Genomic DNA, 26,667 nt, shown 5'->3' with positions numbered 1-26,667 from the left:
GTCTCCGGTCCCCATGATGTGAACGAGCGGCTTTGGGGCCGCAGCTGCGCGCCGGTTGTCGATCCGAACCTGTCGGTCGGATGAACAATTACGGCGAAATAGTGACGAAGGCGGATGGCGCGAGGGAGCACTGCGACGAGCCGTTTTCCGAACCGTCAGTCCTTTCGCGCCCATCCGGGCCGGGCCGGTTCGAGCGAGTCAAGGAACACGTCGGCGCTGCGGAGATAGTCCTGCTGGCGTTCATCGCCCATGCGATCCAAATCCGGCCGATGCGGTGGTTCTTCTCTAGGCGATCGCGGTGACGGTGCATGAAATGCCAATAGAGCGGGTTGAACGGGCAGGCGCCTTCGCCGGTCTTCTTGGCTGGCGAGTATATGCAGCCCGAGCAGTAGTTACTCATCTTGTTGATGTAATTGCCACTGGCTGCATAAGGCTTGGAGGCGAGCTTGCCGCCATCGGCATAGAGGATCATCGCGGCGACATTGGGCAGTTCGACCCATTCATAGGCATCGGCATAGACGACCAGATACCAGTCCTGCACCTCGCGCGGACTGATGCCTGCCAGAAGCGCGAAATTGCCGAGCACCATCAACCGCTGGATATGATGCGCATGGGCATTGTCGCGCGTGGTTCGGATGCAATCGGCAAGGCAGGCCATGTCGGTTTCGCCGGTCCAGTAGAACTCGGGCAGACCGCGCTGGGCATTCAGGGCGTTGGCCTTTTGCAGTTGCGGCATCTGGTGCCAGTAGAAGCCGCGCACATATTCACGCCAGCCGATGATCTGGCGAATGAAACCCTCGACCGAATTGAGCGGGGCCTTGCCGTCTTGATACGCCTTCTCCGCGCGCCGACACAGCTCCAACGGATCGAGCAGACCGAGATTGATGCTGGTCGAGAGCATGGAGTGGAACAGGTCGTCCTCGCCCGCGACCATCGCGTCCTGATAGGGGCCGAAACACTCGATCCGCTCGGCGAAGAAGGCATCGGCGGCTTCCTCGGCTTCCTCGCGGGTGACGGGCCACTGGAAAGTGTCGAGGCTGCCGAAGTGGTCGCCGAAGCGCTCTTCCACGAGTTCGATGCATTCCTGCGTGATGGTATCGGGCTCGAACTTGGGCCGTTCGGGAGCCGACAAGCCTTCCTTGGGCGGCTTGCGGTTCTCGCTGTCGTAATTCCACTCGCCGCCTTCGGGCTTGTCGCCATCCATCAATAGGCCGGTCTTGCGGCGCATTTTGCGGTAGAAGAACTCCATGCGGAGTTCCTTCCTATCTTCCGCCCATTCGTCGAACTCGGCCTGCGAGCAGACGAAGCGATCATCCCGCAGGATGTCGACCTCGCAGTCGAATTTGTCGGCCCACTGGTCCATGTCCTCGCGAACCCGCCATTCGCCCGCCTCGACCACGCTCACGAGGCGCGGAGAGTGCTTCTCGATAGCGCGGGCGACCTCGCCCGTGAAGCTGCCGGCGTTGTCAGTATCGTCGAGCTTGACGTAATCCACGGTCCACCCCGCTTCGCGCAATTCTTCGGCGAAGTGGCGCATGGCGGAAAAGATCAGGACGATCTTCTGCTTGTGGTGCTTGACGTAGGTCGCCTCGTCCCAGACCTCCATCATCAGGATGACGGTGTCGTCCTTGGTCCGCCCGCGAAGCGAGGCGAGGGTGCGGGTCAGTTGGTCGCCGAGGATGGGAACGAGGACGGGGCGGGACATGGTTTTTCCAATGCCCGGCCCGTCCATTCGTGCCTTACAGCGCGGCGATTTCCTGCTTCGCCGCTTCCATGCCTGCCGCGATGGCATCGGGGCCGTAGCCCGCTTTCTCGACACGGACGAAGTGGAGGTCGTCCACGCCGATGAAGCCGAAGAACGTCGACAGCAGGCTTTCCTGGTTCTCGGCCATCTGGTCGTTCGAATATTCGCCGCCGCGTGCCGAGGCGACCACGACCTTGCGACCGCCGGCGAGGCCTTCGGGTCCGTTTTCGCCATACTGGAAGGTCACGCGCGGCACGCCCAGCCGGTCGAGCCAGGCCTTGAGCTGGCTCGGGATCGAGAAATTGTACATCGGCGCGCCGACGATCACGACGTCGCTGGCGAGGAATTGGTCGAGCACCGCCTTCTGTTCCGGATAGGCGGCCTCGACCGCCTCCTCGTGCGTCTCGGGCGGAGTGCGGATCGCGCTGGTTGTGATCGGGTCGATATGCGGCAGGGGCTCGGCCACAAGGTCGCGGGTGACGACCTTGGCGTCGGGATGCTTTGCAGTGAAATGTGCCAGCAGCTCACCGGTAAGCTTGCGGCTGATGGACTGATCGCCCGTGGTCGAACTGTCGATGCGAAGGATTTGCATTCAAGTATCTCCGTAGTTACTCTTGATAACCTGGAGGCCATATGGAAACTGCAACCCGTCCCGCGCAAGAAGGCACTTTGCCGTCAGATAGGGACACCGGTGTAACCCTCGAAGTCCACGACGCGCCGCAATGTTCCGCGGTGAACGATATCCTCGCGCGCGTGGGAGACAAGTGGTCGGTGCGCGTGGTGATGGCGCTGGAAGGCGGATCGCGCCGCTTCAATCAGTTGAGGCGCGACATTCCAGCCATCTCGCAGCGCATGCTGACGCGCACGCTGCGCCTGCTAGAACGCGACGGCCTCGTCAGCCGCACGGTCACGCCGAGCGTCCCGCCGCGGGTGGACTACGCGCTGACGCCGCTCGGCGAGTCGTTATGCGATCCCGTCGCACGGCTCGGCAATTGGGCGATCGCCAACATCGGCAGGGTCGAAGCCGCCCGTGCGGTGTTCGACGGCGAGCAGGACTAAACAAAACTGTAGGGATCGATGTCCACCGCCACGCGCACGCCGGGCGGGTGGTCGACCTGCCGCAGCCAGTGGCGGATCACGTCCTGCAAGTGCACGCTGCGCCGCGCATTGATGAGGAATCGGTAGCGGTAACGGCCGCGCAGGAGCGCCATCGGGGCTGGCGCAGGGCCGAGGATCACGCATTCGGCAACCTGCGGGCGGAAGGCGCCGAGGCGGTTGGCGGCCTCGCGCGCTTCGGCATCGTCCTCGCTCGAAATGATAATCGCTGCCCAACGCCCGAAGGGCGGGGCGCCCGCCTCGCGCCGCATCTCGGTTTCGGCGGAATAGAAGGCGTCGCGGTCTCCGGCGGCGAGCGCGGCGATCACCGGCGCTTCGGGATGGCGTGTCTGGATCAGCACCTCGCCCGGTTTCGATCCGCGCCCCGCGCGCCCCGCGACCTGTGCCACCTGCTGATAGGTCCGCTCGCCCGCGCGCAGATCGCCGCCTTCCAGGCCCAGATCGGCATCGACCACCCCGACCAGCGTCAGCTCCGGAAAGTGGAATCCTTTGGTGACCAGTTGTGTGCCCACGATCACGTCGATCTCGCACGCCTCGACAGCGGCGATAAACTCCGCCGCACGTCCGGGCGAATTGAGCGTGTCCGAGGTGGCGACAAAAACCCGCGCGTCAGGCAGTCGCTCAGCCACCTCGTCGGCAATGCGCTCGACGCCAGGGCCGCAGGCGACGAGGCAATCGGGCTCGCCGCATTCGGTGCAGGCCTGCGGTGCGGGGGCTTCGTGCCCGCAATGATGGCAGGCCAGACGATTGGTGAAGCGATGCTCGACCAGCCAGGCGCTGCAATTGGGGCATTGATAGCGAAAGCCGCAATTGCGGCACAGCGTCAGCGGCGCATAGCCGCGGCGGTTCAGGAACAGCAGCGACTGTTCGCCGCGCTCCAGTCGTTCCTCGATCCCGTCGACCAGGCGTTGGGCAAGCCACATGCCCTGCGGGGGCATTTCCTCGGTCAGGTCGATCGTGTCGATGCTGGGTAATTGTGCCCCGCCGAACCGGCTCGGCAGGTCGATTTTGGTATAGACGCCGCTCTCGGCCATCTGCAGGCTTTCGAGCGCTGGCGTTGCGCTGGCGAGAACCACCGGCACCTTCTCGAAATGCCCCCGCATCACCGCGACGTCGCGGGCATTGTAGCGCACGCCGTCTTCCTGCTTGAAGCTGGTCTCATGCGCCTCGTCGACAACGATCAGGCCGAGCTGCGCGAAGGGGAGGAACAAGGCCGAACGCGCGCCGACGACGACCTGCGCCGAACCGTTGGAGACCGCGCGATAGGCGCGGCGGCGCTCGGTTGATTTAAGCGAGGAATGCCACAGCACGGGCGATGCGCCGAAACGCTCTTCGAAGCGGTGGAGGAAATTCTCCGTCAAGGCGATTTCGGGCAGCAGCACGAGTACTTGCCGTCCCATATCGAGCGCCTCGGCGACGGGCTCGAAATAGGTCTCGGTCTTGCCCGATCCGGTCACCCCGTCGAGAAGGAAGGGGGCGAACTCCGCCTTGCGAACGGCCTCGGCGAGAATGTCCGAGGCCGCGCGCTGCTCTGCACTGAGTTCCACATGGGCGAAATCGGGGCGGGCCGCGTCATAGGGGCGGTCGCAATCGACCTCGACCGGCTCGAGCACACCCTGATTGACGAGGCCCCGCAGGACGGCTTCGGATACCCCGGCGATACCCGCCAGTTCGCGGATGTTGGCCTGCTCTCCCTCGAGCGCTTCCATTGCCCTTTCCCGCTGCGGGGTCATGCGTTCGGGCATGCCGCCGGTCAGGCGATATTCGGTCATGGTGGCCGGACCCTTGAGAGCACCGCCCGACGACAGCGCCATGCGCGCCACGCTGGCCAGCGAGGCGACATAGTAATCGGCTGTCCATTCGATCAGGCGGCGCAGCGGCGCGGAGAGCGGGGGGATCGGGAGCAATCCCCTCAAGTTCCGCAGCTTCTCTGCCGGAACCTCGGTGCCGGGCAGCCGTTCAGCTTCCCAGACGATCCCGATCACAGTGCGCGGCCCAAGCGGGCATTCGACCACCGATCCGGGCTCGACATACAGACCCTCGGGCACCTTGTAATCCAAGGGGCCGAGAGCGGCATTGAGGACGAGGCAGCGCACGCGGTTCATGGCCGAGCCATATGGGCGGCGGCAGGCGTGCGAAACAAGGGTGGGATACAGTGAGGAGCAACGATATGACCGATATTCTCGTGAAACCCACCCACCGGCGCGCTGTCCTTGGCGGTCTGGCCGCAGGCGGCGGGTTGCTGGCCTTGCCCGGCTGCGCAAGCCTGCCCGGCTTCGGCATGGTCGATGCAGTTCAGCGCATCCTCTTCCTGTCGAGCGAGCGCGCCTTCGGCCGCATGCTGCAGGGCGACGGCTTCTGGGACCAGCAGGTCGCGCAGCTTGGGCTGGGCAATCTGCTCGGCACGCGTGGCGATGTGATGACCCGCATCCTCACTTCGGCGCTGTTCAAGAGTCGGCTGGAAGATGCCTTTGCCGATATTGCCTATGAAGGTGCCGAGCGCGCGGCCCCGCTGGTGACCGATGCGGTGCGCACCATCGGCGTCCAGAACGCCATCGATCTCGTGCGCGGCGGGCCGACAGCGGCAACCAGTTTTTTGCGCGTATCGATGGGCACCACGCTGGTCGAGGCGATGGTGCCCGAACTCGGCACCGCGATGCGCGTGGCTGGCGATCCACTGGTTGGCGAGCTGCTGCGGGGCCTCACCGGAGTCGATCTCGCCGGTGCGACGAATCGCTTTGCAACCAATATCGACGACACCATCTGGCGCGAGATCGGCGTGGAGGAAGCTGCCATCCGCCGCGATCCGCAGGCCACGCGCGATCCGCTGATCATCGGTGTGTTCGGTACCGGTGCGGGGTACTAGCCGCACCGCGACAGCATCGCTAAGGCTTGCCGGGAATCGCATTTTCCTTCCGGAGCCGCACACACATGAAATTCTTCGTCGACACCGCCGACATCGCCGACATCAGGGAACTGGCCGATACCGGCCTGCTCGACGGCGTTACCACCAATCCCTCGCTGATTGCCAAATCGGGGCGGGACTTCATGGAGGTGACCAAGGAAATCTGCGATATCGTCGATGGTCCGGTCAGCGCCGAGGTGGTCGCGCTCGATCATGAAACGATGATGAAAGAGGCCGAAACGCTGCGCAGGATCGCGGACAATGTCTGCATCAAGGTGCCGCTGACGATCGACGGGCTCAAGACCTGCAAGAAGCTCACTTCGGATGGCACGATGGTCAACGTCACGCTGTGCTTTTCCGCCAACCAGGCGTTGCTCGCGGCCAAGGCGGGGGCGACCTTCGTTTCGCCCTTTGTCGGCCGTCACGACGACAATGGCTTCGACGGCATGGCGCTGATCCGCGACATCCGCCTGATCTACGACAACTATCCCGGCTTCACGACCGAGATCCTCGTCGCCAGCATCCGCAATCCCGTTCACGTGCTCGAAAGCGCGCGGATCGGCGCCGATGTCGCGACCATGCCGCCCGCAGTCATCAAGGGGCTGTTCAAGCATGTCCTGACCGACAAGGGGATCGAGGGTTTCCTCAAGGATTGGGAAAAGACCGGCCAGTCGATTCCTACCGCCTAAGTGACCGAACAGACTCCCCTCGATCGCTTCAAGCAGGCGCTGACCGGTGCTGCCCGTGCACTTGCGCACGAACCCGAAGTCGAAGTCGCCTGGAGTGCTGACGCCCCGGCACAGAGCGGCAAGAATTTCCGCGTGCCGCTGCCGGGCCGCAATCTGCCGCGCGATCAGGCGATCGAGGCGCGCGGTTTCGCCGACAGTTTCTCGCTCCGCCTGCGCCACCATAACGAGGCGCTGCACGGCAAGGGCGCGCCGCCCGAACCGATCGCGCGCGCCTGCTACGATGCGATCGAGCAGGTCCGCTACGAGGCGATCGGATCGAACCGCTATGCGGGGATTCGCGACAACCTCAATTCGGCGGTCGAGCTGCGGACCGCCGCCGATGCCATCGTGCGGGCGGAGGAGGCGAGCGAGGTGCCGCTGCCGACCGCGCTTTCGCTGATGCTGCGCGAGGCGCTGACCGGCGAGGCCGTGCCCGAGCGCGCCCGCGCAGGCGTCGATCTGGTGCGCGGGGATATCCTCGCGAAGATCGGCACCGATATGGAAGGGCTGGCGGAGGCGCTCGACGACCAGCGCGCGTTTCAGAACCTGACGCTCGACATGCTCCGCCATCTCGATCTCACCTTGCCTGACAGTCCCGATCCGACCGACGCCGAGGACGGCGACGAGGAGGAGGGCGAAAACCCCGAGGATCAGGAAAGCGACGAGGAAGACGAGGGCGGCGCCGAGCCCGAGGCCGCCGATGCACGCAGCGAGCTCAGCGACGGCGAGGCCGAGGGCGATGCCGATCAGGAGGTCGAGGGCGAACAGGAAATGTCCGATGGCGATCCGTCGGACGATGGCGAGGAGGGCATGCAGCCCGTCCGCCCGAACCGCCCGTGGACGGACTTCCCCGAAACCTTCGAATACAAGGCCTACACGGACAAGTTCGACGAGGAGATCGAGGCGGCCGAGCTGTGCGATTTCGAGGAACTCGAACGGCTGCGTACCTATCTAGACAGCCAGCTTGCGGGCCTCCAGGGCGTTGTCACCCGGCTCGCCAACCGGCTGCAGCGCCGCCTGATGGCGCAGCAGAACCGGAGCTGGGATTTCGACCAGGAAGAGGGGCTTCTGGATGCCGCGCGGCTCACCCGCGTGGTCGTCAGCCCGGGCCATGCGCTCTCCTACAAGATCGAGCGCGACACCGAGTTCAAGGACACGGTTGTCACCTTGCTGATCGACAATTCGGGTTCGATGCGCGGGCGGCCGATCAGCATCGCCGCGATCAGCGCCGATATCCTTGCGCGCACGCTGGAACGCTGCGGGGTGAAGACCGAAATCCTCGGCTTCACCACCCGCGCCTGGAAGGGCGGGCAGAGCCGCGAGGCCTGGCTTGCCGATGGCCGCCCCGCCAATCCGGGGCGGCTCAACGATTTGCGCCACATCCTCTACAAAAAGGCCGACGAACCCTGGCGCCGCGCGCGCCGCAATCTCGGCCTGATGATGCGCGAGGGGCTGCTCAAGGAAAATATCGACGGCGAGGCGCTGCTCTGGGCGCACAACCGCCTGCTCGCCCGCCCGGAAGACCGCCGCATCCTGATGGTGATCAGCGATGGCGCGCCGGTCGACGACAGCACGCTGAGCGTCAACCAGGCGGGCTTCCTCGAAAGCCATCTGCGCAAGGTGATCGATTGGATCGAGAAGCAGTCGCCGGTGCAACTGGCGGCAATCGGGATCGGGCACGATGTGACCCGCTATTACAAGCGCTCGGTGACGATCATGGACGTAGAGCAACTTGGCGGCACGATTATCGAGCAGTTGGCCGATCTGTTCGAGATTGAGGGGTGATGAGGCATCGCAGCGAGACACCGCTTGCATGGTTTTCGCTGTTCGCGACGTCGGTCCATTTCGTGCTCGAAACCTGGTATCATCTGGTATGGGGCCAGCCGCTCCAGGCCCTGATCGTCGATTACATCGGCAATGCCTTGATGTTCGGCGGGGCCATCGCCTCGCTCCGCGTGCGCCCTCGCAGCGCTGCCGGTCTGCTGGCGGGCGCGTGGTGCTTCTACCTCGGCTTCGGCTGGCGCAGTGTCTTCGGGCGTATCGAATTGCTGCAGCAGGGCAAGGCCGCAACCAACGGCGAGGCCAGCTTCGTCCTGCCTCTGATCGCCTTCGGCCTGGTGGTCGTGGCGATTTGCATGGTCTGGGCGCTGTGGCTGGCATGGCGACAGACGACCGAGAGTAGCGGTGCGGAATGAGACCGGAGGTGGCAATCCGTTTGCTGGGGCCGGGCGACGAAACGCTTGTCGAGGCCGCTGCGGAATTGTTCGACCATGAGCCGCTTCCCGAGCAGACACGCGCTTTTCTTGCCAGCGAACGCGAGTTCCTGTGGCTTGCCATCGTGAAAGGGCAACCGGTCGGCTTTGTCAGCGCGACCAGCATTCTCCATCCCGACAAGCGACCCCACCTGTTCGTCAACGAGCTTGCAACGCATGAAGACCATCGACGGCGGGGCATTGCGACGCGTCTGATGCGCACGGTAGAGCAATACGGCCGGGAGCACGGCCTGTGGCCGATCTGGCTTGCTGCCGAAGGGAATGACGCGCAGGCAATCGCCTTCTACCGGTCGCTTTCAGATATTGAGGAGCGCGGCGCGATCGTGTTCGAATGGGAGTAAGAATGAACGTATCCGAAGCCGTAGCCAGCCGCCGTTCCGTCCGCGCCTTTACCGATCAGCCGGTCGAGCGCGAGGTGCTCGTCCGCATCCTCGAAAAGGCGCAACGCAGCCCTTCCGGCGGCAACACGCAGCCCTGGCACGGCATCGTCCTCACCGGCGAACCGATGCAGACCCTGTTCGCGCGTGTCGCGCAGGATCTGCCCAAGGGGCGCGAGGCTTTTGCGCCCGAGTATCACGTCTATCCGCCCGAGCTCGACGGGGCCTATGAACAGCGCCGCCGCGGGGTGGGCGAGGACATGTATGGCGCGCTCCAAATCTCGCGTGAGGAAAAGGGCAAGCGGCTGATGTGGTTCGCCAACAATTTCCGTGCCTTCGGGGCGCCGGTGCTGATGCTGGTCCACACGCCCAGATATATGGGGCCGCCGCAGTGGAGCGATATCGGCATGTGGCTGCAGACCATCGGCCTGCTGTGCCGCGAGGAAGGGCTCGACACCTGCTTTCAGGAAGCCTGGGCGGTCTATTCCCCGCAGATCCGTGAAGTGGTCGACATCCCCGAGGACCATACTTTTTTCTGCGGAGTGGCGATCGGTTACCGCGACCCGGATGCGGCTGTGAACAATTTCGACGTCAAACGCGCCCCGCTGGACGAGAGCGTGCGGTGGGAAGGGTGGTGACCACCCAACCCGCAGTCATTGCGAGGAACCGAAGGCGACGCGGCAATCCATTGTCCAGCCTCGCTTCCCGCAGAACAGTTCGGTGATGGATTGCACCCGATCCCGTCTTGCGCTGCGATGACGTGACTGTATCAGGCCCCGCATGACCGACACGCCGCTGAAGCTGTTCAACTCGCTGACTCGCGCAATCGAAGTCTTCGAGCCCGTCCACCCTGGCGAGGCGCGCGTCTATTCCTGCGGGCCGACGGTCTATAATTACCAGCACATCGGCAATATGCGCGCCTATGTCTTCGCCGACACGCTGGGGCGCGTGTTGCAGTGGAAGGGCTATAAGCTCACCCACGTCATCAACATCACCGATGTCGGCCACCTCACCTCGGATGCGGATGAGGGCGAGGACAAGATGGAGCGCATGGCGGCGAAGGAGGGCAAGTCCGCCTGGGACATCGCAAAGTTCTATCAGGAGGATTTCGAACGCGACCTCGCGCGGTTGAACGTCCAGTCCAAACAGCATCCGCGCGCGACCGAATATGTCGAGGCGATGATCGCCTGGGGCGAGAAGATCGCAGACAAGCACTGCTACGAACTCGATAGCGGGCTCTATTTCGACGTTTCGACTGTTGCGGATTACGGTCGTCTTGCCCGCGCCGTCACGGATGAAGGCGAGGGGCGCATCGACACGGTCGAGGGCAAGCGCAACGCCGCCGATTTCGCCATCTGGCGCAAGACCCCGGCGGGCGAAACGCGGCAGATGGAATGGGACAGCCCCTGGGGCAAGGGCGCGCCCGGCTGGCATCTCGAATGCTCGGTCATGGGCGAGAAGCTGCTCGGCTTCCCCATCGACATCCATACCGGCGGGATCGACCACCGCGAAATCCACCATCCCAACGAAATCGCGCAGAACCAGGCCTATTGCTGCACTGGCGGGCTGGACGATGCGAGCCATTCGGGCGCGAAGATCTGGATGCACAACAACTTCCTCGTCGAACGCTCGGGGAAGATGTCGAAATCGTCGGGCGAGTTTCTGCGGCTGCAACTGCTGGTCGACAAGGGCTATCACCCGCTCGCCTACCGCATGATGTGCCTGCAGGCGCATTACCGCAGCGAGCTGGAGTTCTCGTGGGAGGGGCTGGGCGCCGCGCTCACGCGGCTCAAGCGCATCGTGATGGCGGTAGAGCGGTTGAAGGACGCACCCGCAGGCGATCCCTCGCACCAGAAATTCGCCCCCATGCGCGCGAAATTCGCCGAGGCCGTTTCGGACGACCTCAACACCGCCGTTGCCTTGGTCGCGCTCGAAGAGGCGCTTGCGGTCAAGAAGGTCGATGCGGGCATCAAGCGCGCGGTAATCGAAGATATGGACGCTGTCCTCGGCCTCGGCCTGTTCGGTCTGACGCGCACCGATCTGCGCATCCGCCCGAAAGGCGCGCAGATCACCGCGGCCGAAATCGAGGCAGAGCTGATTCGTCGCAAGGAGGCGCGCATGGCCAAAGATTTCGCCACTTCGGACGCGATTCGCGAAAGCCTTGGGGAAAAAGGCGTGGAGGTGATGGACGGCGACCCCCTCGGTTGGGAATGGAAGCTCTGACCATGGCCGATCCGCAGACTCTCCTCTGGCAGCATCTCAAGGATACGCCGAAGGGCCTGCAATTCGTCCGTGATCACGAGGCGGAGGGTTTCGTTCTCCCGCTCTATTGTGCCGAGGCGCATCTCGCGATCGAAGTCGACGACGATCCGTTCAAGCCGAAGAACAACAGCGAGCGCGAACGCTGGCAGGAAAAGCACCGCGTCGACATCATGCAGGTCCCGCCCAGCCATGTGCGCCGCAATGCCAGCGACGTCGCCGCAGCGATCGTCGACATTGCGACAAGACGCAAGGCGCGTTTCGCCAACGGGCTTTGATGAAACTCTGGCGCCTCACCCGGGCGCCATTCGTCGCGCTAGACGGCTCTGGCCCGGAACGTCATGGCGCGCGCTATTCTCCACCAGGTGTTCCTGTGGTCAATTTTGCTTCCGAAGCCGGTCTCGCGGTATTGGTGGCGCTGCGCTACCTTCCCGAGCATCGTGGCGAGCGCCCGAACGATTTCGTGCTTGGTTGGACTGAGGTCGATGCTGAGCCTGAACGCGGACCGGAAACCGGCACGGCCGAGACCGCCGTGCGCGCCTGGGTCGCCGACTGGTTGGCCAACCGTCGCTCGCTGCTCGCCGCAATTGCATCGCGCGTGCTTCCCGAAGGCGATATCGTGATGATGAACCCGCTCCATCCCGATGCGAGAACGGTTACTCCCTTGGTCACTCGACCTTTCGACTTCGATGCCTGTCTCCATCGTCCTCCCATGCTTGACACCTACCGGAGCAATCCATGACCAAAGCCGTCCTGTCCGCCCTGATCCGCCCGCTGGTCGAACCGCGTCTGCCTGACTGGGTCGAGCCGCTGTGGTTCGCCAGCAAGGAGCAGGCGCTCGAATATGTGCCGGAGGCGGAGATCGGCTGGTTCGACCTGAACGAGAAAGAACCAATGGCGGAGATCGCGCGCGCCGCCACCGGTCTCAAGTGGATGAATTCGATATATGCCGGGCTCGATTTCATGCCGCTCGACCTGTTGAAGGAACGCGGTGTCACGGTAACCAACGGCGTCGGCATCAACGCCATCACCATCGCCGAATATGTCGTCATGCTGATGCTGGCCCATGCCAAGGGCTATCGCGAGGTCGTGCGCGCGCAGGATCGGCACGAATGGCTGCTCGACAGCCCGGGCAAGCGCGAGCTTTCGGGTGAGCGCGTGCTGTTGCTGGGCCTCGGCGCGATCGGTCAATTGGTGAAGGCCCGGCTCGAGGCGTTCGACATGAAGGTCGTGCCCGTGCGCCGCTCGGGTGCGGAAGGGGCGCTCAAGCCGGGCGAATGGCGCGAGAAGCTGGGCGAATTCGACTGGGTCGTGCTGGCGGTCCCCTCGACCCCCGAGACCCGGCACATGATCGGGGCGATGGAACTTGCCGCGATGCGGCCCAATGGCGTGCTGGTGAACATCGCGCGCGGAGACGTGGTCGATCAGGAGGCGCTGGTCGCGGCGCTCCAGCAACAGAAGATCGAGGCCGCGTTGCTCGACGTCACCGATCCTGAACCGCTGCCCGAAGATCATCCGCTGTGGGATCTCGACAATGCGCAGGTCACCATGCATCTCTCCGGGCGAGCCCAGACCAAGATGTTCCAGCGCAGCGCCGATCGCTTCATCGAGAATCTAGAGCGTTGGCGCATCGGAGAGCCGGTTCAGCCGCAACTGGACCTCGACCTCGGATACTGACGGAACGTCCGCTGGCCTGCCTCCGTTCTGGTGGTGAACAGGAGACGCCATGCCCACGCTCAAGGATACCTACCCGCTCTACCTCAACAACACAGCCGAGCAGCCCAACACCGATCTGGAAGTAACCGATAAGTTCACCGGCGAGGTCGCCTTTCGCACCGCGCTGGCCAGCCCCGAGGTGATCGATGCGGCGATTGCGGGGGCGGTCAGGGCCACCGATCCCATGGCGCGGCTGGCGAGTTACGAGCGCAAGGCCGTGCTCGACCATTGCGTCACGCGGTTTCGCGAACGGTTCGATGAGCTGGCCTACGCCCTGTGCGTCGAGGCGGGCAAGCCGATCAACGATTCCGAAGGCGAGGTCACGCGGCTGATCGACACCTTCCAGATCGCCGCCGAGGAGTCGACCCGCCTGTATGGCGAGGTCATGCCGCTCGATATCTCGCAGCGCGCGAGGGGCTATCAGTCGATCTGGAAGCGCTATCCGATCGGGCCGTGCAGCTTCATTTCGCCGTTCAACTTCCCGCTCAATCTCGCCGCGCACAAGGTCGCGCCCGCGATCGCGGTCGGCTGCCCTTTCGTGATGAAGCCCGCGAGCAAAACGCCGCTCGGCGCACTCATCATCGGCGAGATTTTGGCTGAAACCGACCTTCCCGAAGGCGCTTTCTCGATCCTGCCCGCCAGCCGCGACGGGGCCGGCCTGTTCACGGTGGACGAACGATTGAAACTGCTGAGCTTCACTGGCTCGCCCCGAGTCGGCTGGGATTTGAAAGCGCGCTGCGGCAAGAAAAAGGTCGTGCTCGAACTCGGCGGCAATGCCGCGGTGATCGTCGACCACGATGCCGATCTGGACGATGCGCTCGAACGGATTATCTTCGGCGCCTTCTATCAAAGCGGGCAGAGCTGCATCGGCGTGCAGCGCATCCTGATTCACGAGGATGTCTATGATCGGTTCAAGGACATGCTGATCGAGAAGACCAAGTCGCTGATCGCAGGCGATCCCAAGGACCGCGATACCTTCATCGGCCCGATGATCTCCGAGGGCGAGGCGCGCCGCCTCAAGGGCTGGATCGACGAGGCGGTCGAGGGCGGGGCGAGCCTGCTCACCGGCGGCGGGCGAGAGGGCAACATGCTCGAGGCGACCTTGCTCGAAGGCGTGAACAAGGATGCCAAGGCACTGAACGAAGAAGCCTTCGGCCCGCTCGCGATCCTGCAGAAATTCTCCGACTTCGACGAGGCGCTCGCCGAAGTGAACCGTTCCACTTTCGGCTTGCAGGCGGGCATTTTCACGCGTGACCTGTTCAAGATGTTCGACGCCTGGGACCGGCTCCAGGTCGGCGGCGTGGTGATCAACGACGTCCCCAGCTACCGGGTCGACAACATGCCCTATGGCGGGGTGAAGGATTCCGGGCTCGGCCGAGAGGGCATCCGCTTCGCGATGGAGGACATGACCGAAATCCGGAACCTCGTTATCCGGCGGGGGTGATTGGGGCGGGGAGGGCAGTGTTTCGCTTTGGCCGCCTGAAAGCGGTAGTCCCGTTACCGACGACATTGCGGACGTTTGCCGATGTGATCTACTAGGGTTGCATGGGTGCAGTTGAATCAGCTTTGATGATGGCGTTTCTCTTGCCATTACTTCTTGCGATCTCATGGGTTCGCGAAGAGTTGCGCATGGTTGAACCAAGGACCCGTTTCGGATTTGGTATTGCTGCGTTTCTAGGGTCAGCGGCTACCTTGTTCGTCGTATTCAGTTTGCTCCCCGAACCCGCAGCGATAGAGGGCGATCTGCTTCTTATGATGTTGCTGATGGGTGGAATTTCGATCTTCGCTGGCGGGTTTGTCCTGTCTATCGTGCTGATCAGCAGCGCCGTCTGGCAAGCCTTCAAGCGATGGAAGTTCTACCGTAGCAACGTCAGCTAACCATCCAATTGCCGCCATTCCTGTGTGAAGCTGGAAGCTCCACAAACAGACGGCTGCAACGCTCGCCTCACCCCTCTTCCAGCAGCAGCAGTTCGCACTGGACCAGCAGCCGCGGTTCGGGTGTCAGGCGATGTTCGACTTCGATAACGCCTGCATCGGCCACGAGCTGCCCGGGGATGGCGAATTCGTGATCGGGCAGGGCAGCGACGAATTGCTCTCCTGCCTCCACCGCCTCGTCGCCCGCGAACAGGATTGCGAGGCTATGGCGCGTGCCGGCAAAGGTGATGCTCGCCCACGCCTTCTCGGTATGCGTGAGGACCTGTCCACGATGCTGGTGCAGGTCGGCCAGCGCGGCGCGCAGGCGATCGGCGGCAGTGCGGCGTGTGCGCGGCGGGGCTGCTTCATCCGACATGCGCGGTCTCCTGTTCGCGAACGACCTCGCGCGCAGCAGCGTATCCAGCCATGAACCCCTGGATACGCTGCTCGGTCCGGTCGCGCGGTTCACGGCCCATGCGCAGGTCGAGCACGAAGCGCGGATCGTGCGCGGCAAGGCGGCCGAACTTCGTTGCCGCCATCTCGTGCTGGCGGAGAAATTTCTCGATGGAACGGATCAGCATGTCGGGCTCCCCTAATGATGGCCGAAAGTGGCGATTCGCCGTATTTGTTCCGTTTATGTTCCAATCGAAGTCCTACTTGTCTAGGAAAAATCCTATGCTATAGGAATTTTCTCGCATGCTGGGCTTCAGCGTCCTTTCGGCAGCGTTCGGATGGAGTGGGAGGAGGTGTCGATATGGGTGACGTCATGACGCCCGAGCGCGCTCGGCTGGTCGAGCTGGCCGAGGCCGGGCGTACGAGCCTTGCTTCTTTATCCGCCATGCTGGGCCGCAATCCCAGCTATTTGCAACAATTCGTCCGCAAGGGCAGCCCTCGCAAACTGGAGGAGGCCGACCGTCGCCGCCTGGCCGAATTCTTCGGCGTGAGCGAAGTCGAGCTGGGGGCCGATCCCGACCATGCGCGTCCGCGCGATGCGGACGATTTCATTGCCGTGCCGCGCTTGCCGCTCGACGCTTCGGCCGGGCCGGGAGCCTTCTCGGCAGAGGAAATTTCTTTCGACAGCTACCGCTTCAGCCGCCGTTGGTTGCGCGAAATGGGCCTGGAAGGCGCCGATCTCACCGCGATCCGGGTGGAGGGCGACAGCATGGAACCGACCCTGCGCAGCGGCGACGAGATCTTCGTCGACCGCAACAAGCGTTCGGGCGAGGGCATCCATGTGGTCCGCATCGGGGATGCACTGCACGTCAAGCAGGTCCAGGCCAGCGCCCCGGGCCGCATCACCCTCATCAGCGCCAATGAAAGCTACGCCCCGATCGAGCTAGACCGCGACGAGGTAGAGGTGATCGGCCGTGTGGTGTGGAAGGGGGGACGAGTATGATGAAGCTGATCGGGAAAGTGGTCGGGTAGTTTCGGTGGAGCGTCGTGGGGGAGACCGATAATGACGTAACTCCGGCATATCCACCGGCTCTCGATGCGGCCAAGGTCGGTTCCTATCCCGCCTTGACGAAGTCGGGCGGCGGTTACGTTTGGGACGAAGTGCTCGAGTATCGGGTGTGGTCGCACCCTGAACGCGGTGCGCCCGATGAGTGCGATGGCAGCGACTACTATTACGCATTCGATAGCTATCCGGACGCGCTGGCCTTTTCGGAGTCTCGGGAAGGCACCGAGAGGCCGCTAGCTCTGGTGCTCCAGCGCGAGCACATCAACGAGCCCCGGCCGGGTGTTTTCGAGCATGTGACGCAAGAGCGTATCACCGAGTGGAAAGTCGAGTGGCTTAGCCGCTCGCGCAGGACCGCAAACACCATCCCCGACTTCCTCAGCGCAGACGCGCCGCCCAACAGGCTGGAAATCCTACGCGGTGAGGTTGACTGAAACCTTACCCCGGCCGTCTTACATAATCTTCAGACTGCAAGGTCAGCATGTAATCGGCGATCACCTCGATATCCTCTTCGACCAGGTCGACATCCATCTGCATCGGATAATTGTGCGCGTCTGCAAGGAAGGTGACAAGGGTGTCGCGCGTCAGGCCCGGGCTGTTGGCAATGTCGGCGAAGCCGGGCGCCTGCGGGTTGGGCGAAACGGCATTGTCCTGCACCGCATGGCATTCCCCGCATATCGCAATGACATAGGTCGGCGCCGCATCTTCGCTGGGCACAACCGCCACGGCATCCGGCGCGGGGTCGGGCTGGGTATCGTAGGTCTGGCAAGCCGTCAGCGGCAGCGAGGCTGCAAGAATGGCTGCGATATGTCTCATCCGTTCGCTCCTTCGCGCGTATCGCGCCATTATGCCGCAGATGCGGCTTGTTTTCGATGACGAAGCCGACCATTTTCCCCGGCAATGGAAAACAGCAAACAAACTCCCGCCGCACCGCCGATGAAAGCCGGAATCGTGCCTGTGACCCCGTTGCAGCAGAATTGTTCCTTGATCTGGTGCACCGCGACCAACAAGGGGCACTGGTCGACCCGGGCGGCGATCTCGACAAGCTGAAAGCCGCGGTCGCCAAGACCGGGGTCGAACTTGAAAAGATTCTCATCACCCACGGCCATATCGACCATTGCGGCGAGGCGGGCGTGCTGGCGAAGGAACTGGGCCTGCCGATCGAGGGGCCTCAGGAAGCCGATCGCTTCTGGATCAGCCGACTCGACGAGGACGGCGCGAAATACGGGGTCAACGGCCAGGTGTTCGAACCCGACCGCTGGTTGGAGGATGGCGACACGGTCACCGTGGGCGACCTCACGCTCGAGGTAATCCATTGCCCCGGCCACACGCCCGGCCATGTGGTGTTCTTCCACCGCCCGAGCAAGTTCGCCATCGTCGGCGACGTGTTGTTCCAGGGCAGCATCGGTCGCACCGATTTCCCGATGGGCAACCACCAGGACCTGATCGATGCGATCACGCAGAAGCTCTGGCCGCTGGGCGACGACGTGACCTTCATCCCCGGCCACGGCCCGACCAGCACCTTCGGGCAGGAACGCAAGACCAACGCCTTCGTGAGCGATTACGCGCTTTCCTGATATGTGCGTGAAGCGCGTCCGCGCTTCCCTTGCGGCTGTTCCGTCCCGCTCCCCCTCCCGGCCACCCATCGAATATCGTCCCGTGGGTGGCCGGGAGGGGAGCGGGACGGAACAGCAAGCCTTCGACGGATGTCGAAGGCGCACCCAACAAAAGACTCCCCCTACATCACCCCCATCGCGATCAATGTAGCGACCACCGCCAGGCCGAGAAGGGTGAGCATGGTAATCAGCACGCCGACCATGCGCAGCTTGGTCACGCTCTCGCCGTCCATGCCGAACCCATGTGCCACACGGCCAAGCATGTAGATCCCTGCAACCCATGCAAGCCATTGGTCTCCGCGGCCCGACAATTCGATCGCCGCGATCAGCACCAGGACGAATGGGGTATTTTCGACAAAGTTGAGTTGCGCACGCATCCGCCGTGTCAGTGGCCCTCCGGCATCGTCGCCATGCGCGGTCTTGGTCGCCTGGCGCATCTGGCCGACCCTTATGCTGAGCCAGATGTTGATGATGGCCGCCGCTGCGGCTGCTGTCAGTGTTACCGGTAGGAAAACTCCCATGCGATCCCTCCCTCGCGATTTCTTTGTATAGGACCCATCTCGACTGCTAGGGTGATGTAACCCAACGTGCAATGCCGGGTATCCAGGAACACGGGTTGCGTCCCCTGAGAATTTCGCTATAGCGCGCGCCTTCACCGCCATGGTCGGGATATTCGGGTTCACGCGCTCTTGCGGCGTGCCGGACCTTCCCCTAGGGCGGCCACCGAAATTGATTGTAATTGTTTGAGGAACAGGTGCCGCCATGGCCGTCCCCAAGAGGAAAGTATCGCCCCACCGTCGCGGCAACCGCCGTGCGCATGATTCGCTCAAGGTCGAAGCTCATCACGAGTGCTCGAACTGTGGTGAACTCAAGCGTCCGCACAATCTGTGCCCGCATTGCGGATATTATAACGGCCGCGAAATCATCGCCGTCGGTCTTTAAGACCGTCAGATTAGCCGGAGTTTGCGCATGAGCCTGCCGCGTATCGCTGTTGACGCGATGGGCGGGGATGAGGGCGTGCGTGTGATGGTCGACGGTGCCGCCATGGCCCGTCGCCGTCACGACAAGTTCAAGTTTCTGCTGGTCGGCGACGAAACGCGGATCAAGGCCGCGCTCGAAACGCATCCCGGCATGGCCGGGGCTTCCGAGATCCTGCATTGCGACGACGTGGTCGGCGGCGACGAATTGCCGAGCCGTGCGTTGCGCCGCGCCAAAACCACCAGCATGGGCCTCGCGGTCAATGCGGTGAAGCAGGGCGATGCGGGCGCTGCCGTGTCCGCCGGCAATACCGGCGCACTGATGGCGATGAGCAAGCTTGCCCTGCGCACCATGCCTGGGCTCGACCGCCCCGCGCTGGCCGCGCTGCTCCCGACGCTGACCGATGACGACGTGGTCATGCTCGACCTCGGCGCGAACCGCGAATGCGACGCGCGCAATCTCGTCCAGTTCGCGATTATGGGGGCCGCTTATTCGCGCATCGTGACGGGGCGCGAACGTCCGCGTACGCGCCTGCTCAACATCGGCACCGAAGAAACCAAAGGTACCGAGGATATCCAGGCCGCCGCCGAAACATTGCGCGCCGCCACCGGGCTGGCCATGGATTTCGAGGGCTATGTCGAAGCCGACAAGATCAATCGCGGCGAATGCGACGTGGTCGTGTGCGATGGTTTCTCCGGCAATATCGCGTTGAAGGCAATCGAGGGCGCGGCACGTTTCGTCACCGATCTGCTGCGCAATGCTTTCACCAGCTCGCTGCGCTCGAAGATCGGCTTTCTCGTCTCGCGCCCGGCGACCGAGCTGCTCAAGCACCACCTCGATCCCAACAACCACAATGGCGCGGTTTTTCTGGGGCTCAACGGCGTGGTCGTGAAAAGCCACGGCAGCGCGAATGCCAAGGGCGTGGCCAATGCCGTCGAAGTGGCCGCACGCCTGCTGGAGGACGATATCACCAACCGCATCAAGCAGGATCTCGGCGCGATCGAACCCGCGAGCGTGGCGGCGAAATGATCCGCTCGGTCATCACCGGCACGGGCTCGGCGCTGCCCCGCAACTGCGTCACCAATGCCGACCTTGCCGAGCGTGTCGACACAAGCGACGAGTGGATCGTCGAACGTACCGGCATCCGCCAGCGCTATATCGCCCAAGAGGACGAGACGACCTCCAGCCTCGCCACCGATGCCGCGCGTTCCGCATTGGAGGCGGCGGGCGTCGATGCGTCCGAGATCGGCCTTATCATCCTCGCCACGGCCACCCCCGACCATACCTTTCCGGCCACCGCCACTCAGGTTCAGGCCGCGCTCGGCTGCGGCGGCGGGGTGGCCTTCGACGTGCAGGCGGTATGTTCGGGCTTTCTTTATGCGCTGGCCACGGCGGATTCGCTGCTGCGGACGGGTATGGCCACAAAGGCGCTGGTGATCGGTTCTGAAACCTTCAGCCGCATTCTCGACTGGGAGGACCGCACGACCTGCGTTCTGTTCGGTGACGGTGCGGGCGCGGTCGTGGTCGAGGCGCAGGACGTGGCCGAGGACGGGCCGGGCATCTTGTCGAGCCGCTTGCACGCCGATGGCCAGCACAAGGACATGCTCTATGTCGATGGCGGCCCGTCCACGACGGGCACGGTTGGCCATTTGCGGATGAGGGGGCGCGAGGTTTTCCGCCATGCGGTGGTCAACCTTGCCGAAGTGCTCAGGGAAGTGCTCGTCGATGCGGGCCGGGACGCTGGAGATATCGACTGGGTCGTGCCGCATCAAGCCAATGCTCGCATTCTCGATGCCACGGCGCGCAAGCTCGGCTTGCCGGCAGAAAAGGTCGTCGTGACAGTCGATCGGCATGCCAACACCTCGGCTGCGTCGGTGCCGCTGGCGCTGGATACAGCCGTGCGCGATGGACGGATCAAGCGCGGCGATTTGGTCATGTTCGAAGCGATGGGTGGAGGCTTCACCTGGGGCGCGTCGCTGGTTCGCATGTAGTTGGCGTTCGGCGATCTCCTCCGGGGTTTGCCAGACGCGCCGCAAATCCCTATATTGCTTGGTGAACTTCGAGATGGCTCGTATTCTCGCTCAGGGTCGCTTCTGACGGGAAGGATAGAATGGATATGATGCGTTCCGTAGGCACGCTAACTCGGGCCGATCTGGCCGAAACAATCAATCGAAAGATGGGGCTCAGCCGGGCGGATTCGCTCGAGCTGGTCGAAGCGATCCTCGCCAAGATGTGCGATGCGTTGGCCGATGGCGAGAATGTGAAGATTTCCGGCTTCGGAAGTTTCGTGCTGCGCGACAAGAGCGAGCGCGTCGGACGCAATCCCAAGACCGGGATCGAGGTGCCGATTACGCCGCGCCGTGTGATGACTTTCCGTGCCAGTCAATTGCTCAAAGAGCGTATTGCGAACGGTTGAAACCCTGATGGCGACATTCGACGACGGCAAGGACGAAGGCGCACTGCGCACCATCGGTGAAGTCGCCAAGGCAACCGGTATCAAAGCGCATGTGCTGCGGTATTGGGAACAGCAATTCCCGATGCTCAAGCCGCTGACCCGCAGCGGCGGTAGGCGGTATTACCGGCCCGACGACATCGAACTGGTCGAACGGATCGATGCGCTCGTCAACGAGCAAGGCTATACGCTGAAAGGGGCCAAGGCCGCATTGCGTGGTACACCCGATCCGCAGGCCATGGCGCAGAAAGCGCCGACCCCGGCCTCGACGCAGGGAACCACCGTGGAAAAACTCAAATCGATCCGGGACGAACTGAAGGCCGCGCTGGCAACCTGAACGGCCACCTATCTTCCGTGCCGCTCAAGCCCGACTGACTACCGCCGGTTCATCGGTGGGTTCGGCATATTCGGTGCGGTCTCGGCCCAGAGCCTTTGCGCGATATAGTGCCGTATCGGCCTCGTGCAACGCATCGTCGAGCTTGGCATCGCCATCGGCTATGAACACGCCGAGCGATGCCGTGGTGACCAAGCCCGAGACATCAAGCTTTGCGGCGATCTCCGCGATGTTTTTGTGAAGCGCTTCGGTCGTATGACGATTCTCGGCAATTGAGCGGAAGGGCATCATGATGGCGAATTCCTCGCCGCCCAGCCGTGCGGCAATATGGTCGGGACCCACCTGCGTCTTAAGCACCTCGACTATCGCCTCTCCGACGCTTTCGAGCACCCGGTCGCCCGTGGCGTGACCAAACCGGTCGTTGATGGACTTGAAGTGATCGATGTCGATCATGATCACAAGCCGCCGCGGCCAACCCACCCGTTCCGCATAAGTGAAGAATGCGCGCCGGTTGAACAATCCGGTCAGGCTGTCGTGATCGGCCATGTGCATAGCGCGTTCCAGCGATACGCGCAGACTTTCGCCCAGGCGCCGGTTTTCGACCAGAAGCTTGGCAGAGCGTTCGTGCCCGAAGGTCGAGGCATGCGAATAGGCAATGAAGATCAGGAAGAGGATCGTCATCCCGGCCATAAGGGCCAAACCGTCGGCGGCGCCTGTCAGATACAGGCCGAGGCCGAATGCGCCCAGAAAACCGCTGGAAAAACTGAGCGCGAGCCCGCGCATCGGCGACAGCATCGTCACGATGATGCTCATCCCTATCAGGGTGCCACCGCCGACCAAAAGGCGGGCAGGGTGAAGCGTCGGGAAGGCGAGGATCGGCAGCATTGTCGATCCCCAGGCCATTCCGCCGACGAAGAGCGACGCGGCGAGCCAATTGAATGCCCGCGCAATGCCGCGTTCCTCGCGCAAAGCCGAGCGCATGTTTGCAAAGCCGGCGCGCGTGCCGACCATCGCAAGCAGACGGAAGAGGAGGGGCAGAATGAAATAAGAGGCATTGGGCAGAAAGAAAGCTGCCCCGGCAGTAACGAACCAGCAGGAAAGATTGGCGATGACCGAGCGTTGCTCGGTATCGACCAGCCCCTTTAGAATTGCGCGCCGGACCTCTCGTTCGCGAGGGATCCCGTGTTTTCTCGCCAAATCCTGCTCGGCTCGCTTGGGCAACAATCGTGCAGTCATACCCTCGGCCCCCATTTCCGAAATGGTTGAGGAATGTCTAGCCCACCACCATTTGTAGTCGCGCAAATTCGCAACTAAGTGAAAGCGCCTAGGACTTTTCCCGAGGGCTAAAGCCTTGAGAGCAGGGTCTGGGATCATTCCGCTGCCAGCAATTCCTCCGCTCCGCCAAGGTCGACGCTGACCAGGCGGCTGACGCCTTTTTCGATCATTGTCACGCCGAACAGGCGGTGCATGCGGCTCATCGTGACGGCATTGTGGGTGACGATCAGATAGCGCGTTTGCGTCTCGCGCGTCATCGCGTCGAGCAAATCGCAGAACCGGTCGATATTGGCATCGTCCAGCGGCGCATCGACCTCGTCGAGCACGCAGATAGGGGCGGGGTTGGTAAGGAACAGCGCGAAGATCAACGCGGTGGCGGTAAGCGCCTGTTCGCCGCCCGAAAGCAGGGTCAGCGATTGCAGCTTCTTGCCCGGCGGCTGGGCGAAGATTTCGAGCCCGGCCTCGAGCGGATCGTCGCTGTCGATCAGCGCCAGATGCGCCTCGCCGCCTTCGAACAGGCGGGTGAAGAGCCGTTTGAAGTGATCGTTGACCCGCTCGAATGCGGCGCGCAAACGCTCGCGGCCCTCGCGGTTGAGATTGCCGATCGATCCGCGCAACCGGCTCACCGCCTCGCGCAGCTCCTCCTGTTCGGCCGCGTTGGAGCCATGCTCGTTCTCGATCCGCTCCAATTCCTCGGCTGCGACCAGATTGACCGGCCCGATCCGCTCGCGGCTGGCGGTCAGGCGGTCCATTTCTTCTCCCTCGGCCTCGGCGGAACCGAGCGTGTCCTCGTCGAATTCGAACCGCGTGGGCAGCAGCGGGGGCGGGCACTGGAAGCGCTCGCCAGAAATCCGCGCCATTTCGATCCGGCGGCCATCCTGATTCTCTGCCCGTTCCGCCAGGCCAGCCCGGCTTTCGCGTGCCTCGGCCAGCCTCTCATTGGCGGCGGCAAAGGCATGGTCGGCCTGCTGCGCGGCGGCATTGGCCTCGCCCACGGCTTTCTCGGCTTCGGCAAGGTCGCGCGTCAGGCGCTCGCGCACCTGGTCGCCTTGTTCGATCTCGCGCATCAGGCCTTCGGGCTTGGCGGCGGTGATCGCACGCTCTTCCTCGATTTCCTCGGCGCGGATTTCCATTTCCGACAGGCGCCGCGCCGCATCGCCGCTGCGCGCCTGCCAGTTGGCCATGTCGCTGCGCTGGGCCGAAGCCCGTTCGCGCGCGACCGCCAGCGCCTGGTCGTGGCTGGCAAGCTCGGCCGCGCGCGCTTGCAGAGTCGAGCGGGCGGCTTCGTTCTTCGCCCGGGCCGCTTCCAGCGTAGCGCGCCCGGCCTCGGGATCGGGCAGGGCGTCGCGCTTCGTTTCGGCAGAGGACAGATCGGATTTGGCGGCAGCTATCACCTCGCCCTGCTCGACCTCGCTACGATCGAGTTCCGCCAGCCGCGCGGCGAACCGTTCGCGCGCTGCCTCGGCCTGATCGAGCGCGCGCAGCGCCTGCCTTTCCGCGTCGGCGGCACCGGCCAGCTCGCGATCGGTCGTTACGAGATCGCGTTGAAGCTGCCCCAGCTCCTCGCTCGCAGCATCGAGCGATTGCCGGGCATCCTCGGCAGCCTCGCGCAGGGCGGGGAGGCGGCGGTCGAGTTCGGTGAAGCGGTTTTCCGCTTCCAGTCGCGCGGCTTCCGCCGAGCCTTCACCACGCACCACGAGACCATCCCACCGGCGCAAATGGCCGTCCAGACTGACCAGCGCATGGCCAGCGGGCAGCACCCGTCCGTCATCGGCCTCGGCGACATGTACCAATGCCAGCAGGGCGCGCAGTTCGTCGGGACAGGTGTCGACATGAGCGGATAGGCTGTCGGTCGCGGCCGCGGGCGCGTCCGCCCCGGTCCAATAGCGCCCTTCCGCCTGATCGTCGGGCGGGCCGAGCAGTGCCTTCCCATCGCGCCCCAGCGCCGCCGCCACCGCACGTTCGTATCCTTTGGCCGCGCGTACTCCGTCGATCGCCTGTTGGCGTCCCTTGCGCTTCGAGGCAGCCCGCTCGCGCGCCTCGCGGTCGCGCTTGAGCGCCTCCCATTCTCGCTGGATGCCCGAAAGCTCTGCTTTCGCTTCGGCCAGCGCGGAAGAAGCCGTATCGCGTGTCGCCTGGAGCTTGGCCTTGCGCGCCTGCATTTCCTCGACCTTTTTACGCAGGTCTTCCATCGCCGCCGCAGTGTGTTCGGCCGCTGCCTTCGCCGTATCGACACCGGCATCCGGATCTTCGCCCATCAGCGCCGCGCGCTGTTCGGCCATCCGGCGTCCCTCGGATTCCAAGCGATCGAGCCGCGCCTTCGCTTGGGCGATTTCGGCTTCGGCGACACGCCATTCGGCTTCCACCCCGGCATTATCGGCTGTGGCCTTGGCCAGCGCGAGTTCGGCGGCGCGGCTATCGCGTTCGGCCTGCTCGCGCGCGCGTTCGAGCACGGGGCGCTTCTGCTCGTCTTCGGCCAATGCCTTCTCGCTTTCCGCCAGCTCGCGTTCGAGCCGCGCCAGCGCTTCGGCGGCGTCCTTGGTCAGGCGGTCGGCATCGCCGCGATCGGCTTCGAGCCGCGCCTTCTGGCGGTCGAGGTCGGCGAGGCGCTGCTCGGCAGCTTCGAGCTGGCTGGTGAGTGCCGCCATGCGGTGCCCGTGGGCGCTGGCATCGTCGCGGCGGTCGGCCTGTTCCTCGCGCGCTTCTGCCAGCGTTTCGGCAGCCGAGCGCTGGGCTTTCTGAGCCTCTTCGGCCGCCCGCTGCGCTTCGGCAACGCGAGCCTCGGCTTCGCCCGCCGCCTTTTTGGCCTCCTCGGCTGCCGCTGCGGCATCGCGCCAGCGGGCGAAGACCAGCCGCGCCTCGGCGGTCTTGATCTGGTCGGAGAGCTTCCTGTAGCGCTCGGCCTGTTTGGCCTGCCGTCGCAGCGAGGCGATCTGGCTGTCGAGCCCGGCCATGATGTCTTCAAGCCGTTCGAGATTGGTCTCGGTCTGCCGCAGCTTGCTCTCGGCGTCGCGGCGGCGAACATGCAGACCGGCAATCCCGGCGGCCTCTTCCAGCATCTGGCGGCGCTCGGTGGGTTTGGCGGCGATGACCTGGGCGATTTTGCCCTGGCTGACGAGCGCCGGGCTGTGGGCGCCGGTGGCGGCATCGGCAAAGATCAGCGCCACGTCCTTGGCGCGTACATCGCGTCCATTCAGACGATAGGCGCTGCCGGCCCCGCGTTCGATCCGGCGGACCACTTCCATTTCGTCGCCACCGTCGTCTTCGCCCTGGAGGACGACTTCGGCGAAATCGCGTCGCGGGCGGCTTTGCGTACCGGCGAAGATGACGTCTTCCATCCCGCCTGAACGCATCGATTTGGGCGAGTTTTCGCCCATGACCCAGCGGATCGCTTCGAGCAGATTGGATTTGCCGCAGCCATTGGGGCCGACGACACCTGTCAGACCCGGTTCGATGAACAAGGTGGCGGGTTCTACGAAGCTCTTGAAGCCACTCAATCTGAGCTTCGAGATCTTCATCGGTGT

At 63.8% G+C, this 26,667-nt stretch carries 28 protein-coding genes and 2 pseudogenes; 21 read left to right on the top strand and 9 right to left on the bottom strand.

Annotated features, from left to right (window positions below; all coding sequences use genetic code 11):
* Positions 1–155: 155 nt before the first annotated feature.
* Together DVR09_RS12545 and DVR09_RS12540 are read right to left on the bottom strand one after the other, a co-directional pair.
* Positions 156–1,705 (bottom strand): annotated as a pseudogene (locus tag DVR09_RS12545) (cryptochrome/photolyase family protein).
* A 34-nt stretch (positions 1,706–1,739) separates the two neighbouring features.
* Positions 1,740–2,336 (bottom strand): FMN-dependent NADH-azoreductase, encoded by a 597-nt coding sequence (locus DVR09_RS12540; RefSeq protein WP_115417207.1) that lies wholly within the window; start codon positions 2,334–2,336, stop codon positions 1,740–1,742.
* Positions 2,337–2,377: 41 nt separating this feature from the next.
* Between DVR09_RS12540 and DVR09_RS12535 the strand changes: the two genes are divergently transcribed.
* Positions 2,378–2,803 (top strand): winged helix-turn-helix transcriptional regulator, encoded by a 426-nt coding sequence (locus DVR09_RS12535; RefSeq protein WP_115417206.1) that lies wholly within the window; start codon positions 2,378–2,380, stop codon positions 2,801–2,803.
* Here the strand turns inward: DVR09_RS12535 and DVR09_RS12530 are convergent.
* Complete coding sequence (locus DVR09_RS12530; RefSeq protein WP_115417205.1) at positions 2,800–4,965, bottom strand: primosomal protein N'; 2,166 nt, start codon at positions 4,963–4,965, stop codon at positions 2,800–2,802. The genes DVR09_RS12535 and DVR09_RS12530 overlap by 4 nt on opposite strands.
* 65 nt (positions 4,966–5,030) lie before the next feature.
* Here DVR09_RS12530 and DVR09_RS12525 point away from each other — a divergent pair, with 65 nt between their 5' ends.
* The 12 genes from DVR09_RS12525 to DVR09_RS12470 all read left to right on the top strand — a co-directional run bounded on the left by DVR09_RS12525 (position 5,031) and on the right by DVR09_RS12470 (position 14,996).
* Entirely contained in the window at positions 5,031–5,726 is a 696-nt protein-coding gene (locus DVR09_RS12525) for a DUF4197 domain-containing protein (protein WP_115417204.1), read from the top strand.
* Between the two features lie 65 nt (positions 5,727–5,791).
* Positions 5,792–6,454 carry a fructose-6-phosphate aldolase gene (gene fsa, locus DVR09_RS12520; protein ID WP_115417203.1) on the top strand — a complete coding sequence of 221 codons (663 nt, stop codon included), beginning with the start codon at positions 5,792–5,794 and terminating at the stop codon, positions 6,452–6,454.
* Positions 6,455–8,278, top strand: coding sequence for a cobaltochelatase subunit CobT (cobT, locus tag DVR09_RS12515; RefSeq protein ID WP_115417202.1), 1,824 nt, complete (start codon positions 6,455–6,457; stop codon positions 8,276–8,278).
* Positions 8,278–8,688 (top strand): hypothetical protein, encoded by a 411-nt coding sequence (locus DVR09_RS12510; protein ID WP_115417201.1) that lies wholly within the window; start codon positions 8,278–8,280, stop codon positions 8,686–8,688. The genes cobT and DVR09_RS12510 overlap by 1 nt, the downstream gene beginning before the upstream one ends.
* 8 nt (positions 8,689–8,696) lie before the next feature.
* Positions 8,697–9,107, top strand: coding sequence for a GNAT family N-acetyltransferase (locus DVR09_RS12505; RefSeq protein ID WP_162814965.1), 411 nt, complete (start codon positions 8,697–8,699; stop codon positions 9,105–9,107).
* A gap of 2 nt (positions 9,108–9,109) precedes the next feature.
* Complete coding sequence (locus tag DVR09_RS12500; protein ID WP_115417199.1) at positions 9,110–9,781, top strand: nitroreductase; 672 nt, start codon at positions 9,110–9,112, stop codon at positions 9,779–9,781.
* 142 nt (positions 9,782–9,923) lie between these two features.
* Complete coding sequence (gene cysS, locus DVR09_RS12495) at positions 9,924–11,366, top strand: cysteine--tRNA ligase (RefSeq protein WP_115417198.1); 1,443 nt, start codon at positions 9,924–9,926, stop codon at positions 11,364–11,366.
* 2 nt (positions 11,367–11,368) lie between these two features.
* Positions 11,369–11,680 carry a DUF559 domain-containing protein gene (locus DVR09_RS12490; RefSeq protein ID WP_162814964.1) on the top strand — a complete coding sequence of 104 codons (312 nt, stop codon included), beginning with the start codon at positions 11,369–11,371 and terminating at the stop codon, positions 11,678–11,680.
* Positions 11,680–12,144 (top strand): RES family NAD+ phosphorylase, encoded by a 465-nt coding sequence (locus DVR09_RS12485; protein ID WP_115417196.1) that lies wholly within the window; start codon positions 11,680–11,682, stop codon positions 12,142–12,144. Before DVR09_RS12490 ends, DVR09_RS12485 begins: the two co-directional genes overlap by 1 nt.
* Complete coding sequence (locus tag DVR09_RS12480; RefSeq protein ID WP_115417195.1) at positions 12,141–13,079, top strand: D-2-hydroxyacid dehydrogenase; 939 nt, start codon at positions 12,141–12,143, stop codon at positions 13,077–13,079. The genes DVR09_RS12485 and DVR09_RS12480 overlap by 4 nt, the downstream gene beginning before the upstream one ends.
* A 49-nt stretch (positions 13,080–13,128) precedes the next feature.
* Positions 13,129–14,562 (top strand): aldehyde dehydrogenase family protein, encoded by a 1,434-nt coding sequence (locus tag DVR09_RS12475; protein WP_115417194.1) that lies wholly within the window; start codon positions 13,129–13,131, stop codon positions 14,560–14,562.
* 101 nt (positions 14,563–14,663) lie between these two features.
* Positions 14,664–14,996 (top strand): hypothetical protein, encoded by a 333-nt coding sequence (locus tag DVR09_RS12470; protein ID WP_162814963.1) that lies wholly within the window; start codon positions 14,664–14,666, stop codon positions 14,994–14,996.
* 67 nt (positions 14,997–15,063) lie between these two features.
* On the opposite strand, the gene DVR09_RS12465 is transcribed toward DVR09_RS12470, so the two are convergent.
* Positions 15,064–15,408 (bottom strand): hypothetical protein, encoded by a 345-nt coding sequence (locus tag DVR09_RS12465; RefSeq protein WP_234041443.1) that lies wholly within the window; start codon positions 15,406–15,408, stop codon positions 15,064–15,066.
* Positions 15,398–15,613 (bottom strand): hypothetical protein, encoded by a 216-nt coding sequence (locus tag DVR09_RS12460; protein ID WP_115417192.1) that lies wholly within the window; start codon positions 15,611–15,613, stop codon positions 15,398–15,400. The genes DVR09_RS12465 and DVR09_RS12460 overlap by 11 nt, the downstream gene beginning before the upstream one ends.
* Positions 15,614–15,786: 173 nt before the next feature.
* Between DVR09_RS12460 and DVR09_RS12455 the strand changes: the two genes are divergently transcribed.
* Complete coding sequence (locus DVR09_RS12455; RefSeq protein WP_115417191.1) at positions 15,787–16,428, top strand: S24 family peptidase; 642 nt, start codon at positions 15,787–15,789, stop codon at positions 16,426–16,428.
* 44 nt (positions 16,429–16,472) lie between these two features.
* Positions 16,473–16,922, top strand: coding sequence for a GCN5 family acetyltransferase (locus tag DVR09_RS12450; protein WP_115417190.1), 450 nt, complete (start codon positions 16,473–16,475; stop codon positions 16,920–16,922).
* 4 nt (positions 16,923–16,926) lie between these two features.
* Here DVR09_RS12450 and DVR09_RS12445 read toward each other — a convergent pair whose 3' ends face one another.
* The gene (locus tag DVR09_RS12445) at positions 16,927–17,304 is read right to left on the bottom strand and encodes a hypothetical protein (RefSeq protein WP_115417189.1); all 378 of its coding nucleotides are present in this window, start codon (positions 17,302–17,304) and stop codon (positions 16,927–16,929) included.
* 120 nt (positions 17,305–17,424) lie between these two features.
* Here DVR09_RS12445 and DVR09_RS12440 point away from each other — a divergent pair.
* A pseudogene (locus DVR09_RS12440) lies at positions 17,425–18,065 on the top strand (MBL fold metallo-hydrolase).
* 161 nt (positions 18,066–18,226) lie between these two features.
* On the opposite strand, the gene DVR09_RS12435 reads toward DVR09_RS12440, so the two are convergent.
* Complete coding sequence (locus DVR09_RS12435) at positions 18,227–18,625, bottom strand: MAPEG family protein (RefSeq protein WP_115417188.1); 399 nt, start codon at positions 18,623–18,625, stop codon at positions 18,227–18,229.
* 241 nt (positions 18,626–18,866) lie between these two features.
* Here DVR09_RS12435 and rpmF point away from each other — a divergent pair, with 241 nt between their 5' ends.
* The 5 genes from rpmF to DVR09_RS12410 all read left to right on the top strand — a co-directional run bounded on the left by rpmF (position 18,867) and on the right by DVR09_RS12410 (position 21,871).
* Complete coding sequence (gene rpmF / locus DVR09_RS12430) at positions 18,867–19,046, top strand: 50S ribosomal protein L32 (protein ID WP_067464131.1); 180 nt, start codon at positions 18,867–18,869, stop codon at positions 19,044–19,046.
* 27 nt (positions 19,047–19,073) lie between these two features.
* Entirely contained in the window at positions 19,074–20,111 is a 1,038-nt protein-coding gene (gene plsX, locus DVR09_RS12425) for a phosphate acyltransferase PlsX (RefSeq protein WP_115417187.1), read from the top strand.
* Positions 20,108–21,073 carry a beta-ketoacyl-ACP synthase III gene (locus DVR09_RS12420; RefSeq protein WP_115417186.1) on the top strand — a complete coding sequence of 322 codons (966 nt, stop codon included), beginning with the start codon at positions 20,108–20,110 and terminating at the stop codon, positions 21,071–21,073. Before plsX ends, DVR09_RS12420 begins: the two co-directional genes overlap by 4 nt.
* Positions 21,074–21,198: 125 nt before the next feature.
* Positions 21,199–21,498, top strand: a complete 300-nt coding sequence (locus DVR09_RS12415) for an integration host factor subunit alpha (RefSeq protein WP_115417952.1) — start codon at positions 21,199–21,201, stop codon at positions 21,496–21,498.
* Positions 21,499–21,505: 7 nt separating this feature from the next.
* Positions 21,506–21,871 (top strand): MerR family transcriptional regulator, encoded by a 366-nt coding sequence (locus DVR09_RS12410; RefSeq protein WP_115417185.1) that lies wholly within the window; start codon positions 21,506–21,508, stop codon positions 21,869–21,871.
* 24 nt (positions 21,872–21,895) lie between these two features.
* Here the strand turns inward: DVR09_RS12410 and DVR09_RS12405 are convergent, their stop codons facing one another.
* Both DVR09_RS12405 and smc read right to left on the bottom strand, forming a co-directional pair.
* Positions 21,896–23,104: a GGDEF domain-containing protein gene (locus tag DVR09_RS12405; RefSeq protein ID WP_162814962.1), complete on the bottom strand. Its 1,209-nt coding sequence runs from the start codon at positions 23,102–23,104 to the stop codon at positions 21,896–21,898.
* A 134-nt stretch (positions 23,105–23,238) separates the two neighbouring features.
* Entirely contained in the window at positions 23,239–26,661 is a 3,423-nt protein-coding gene (gene smc, locus DVR09_RS12400) for a chromosome segregation protein SMC (RefSeq protein ID WP_115417183.1), read from the bottom strand.
* Positions 26,662–26,667: the final 6 nt, after the last annotated feature.

It is taken from the genome of Erythrobacter aureus, from assembly GCF_003355455.1.
Classification (GTDB): Bacteria; Pseudomonadota; Alphaproteobacteria; order Sphingomonadales; family Sphingomonadaceae; genus Qipengyuania; species Qipengyuania aurea.
This window is presented reverse-complemented; position numbering and strand designations above follow the sequence as displayed.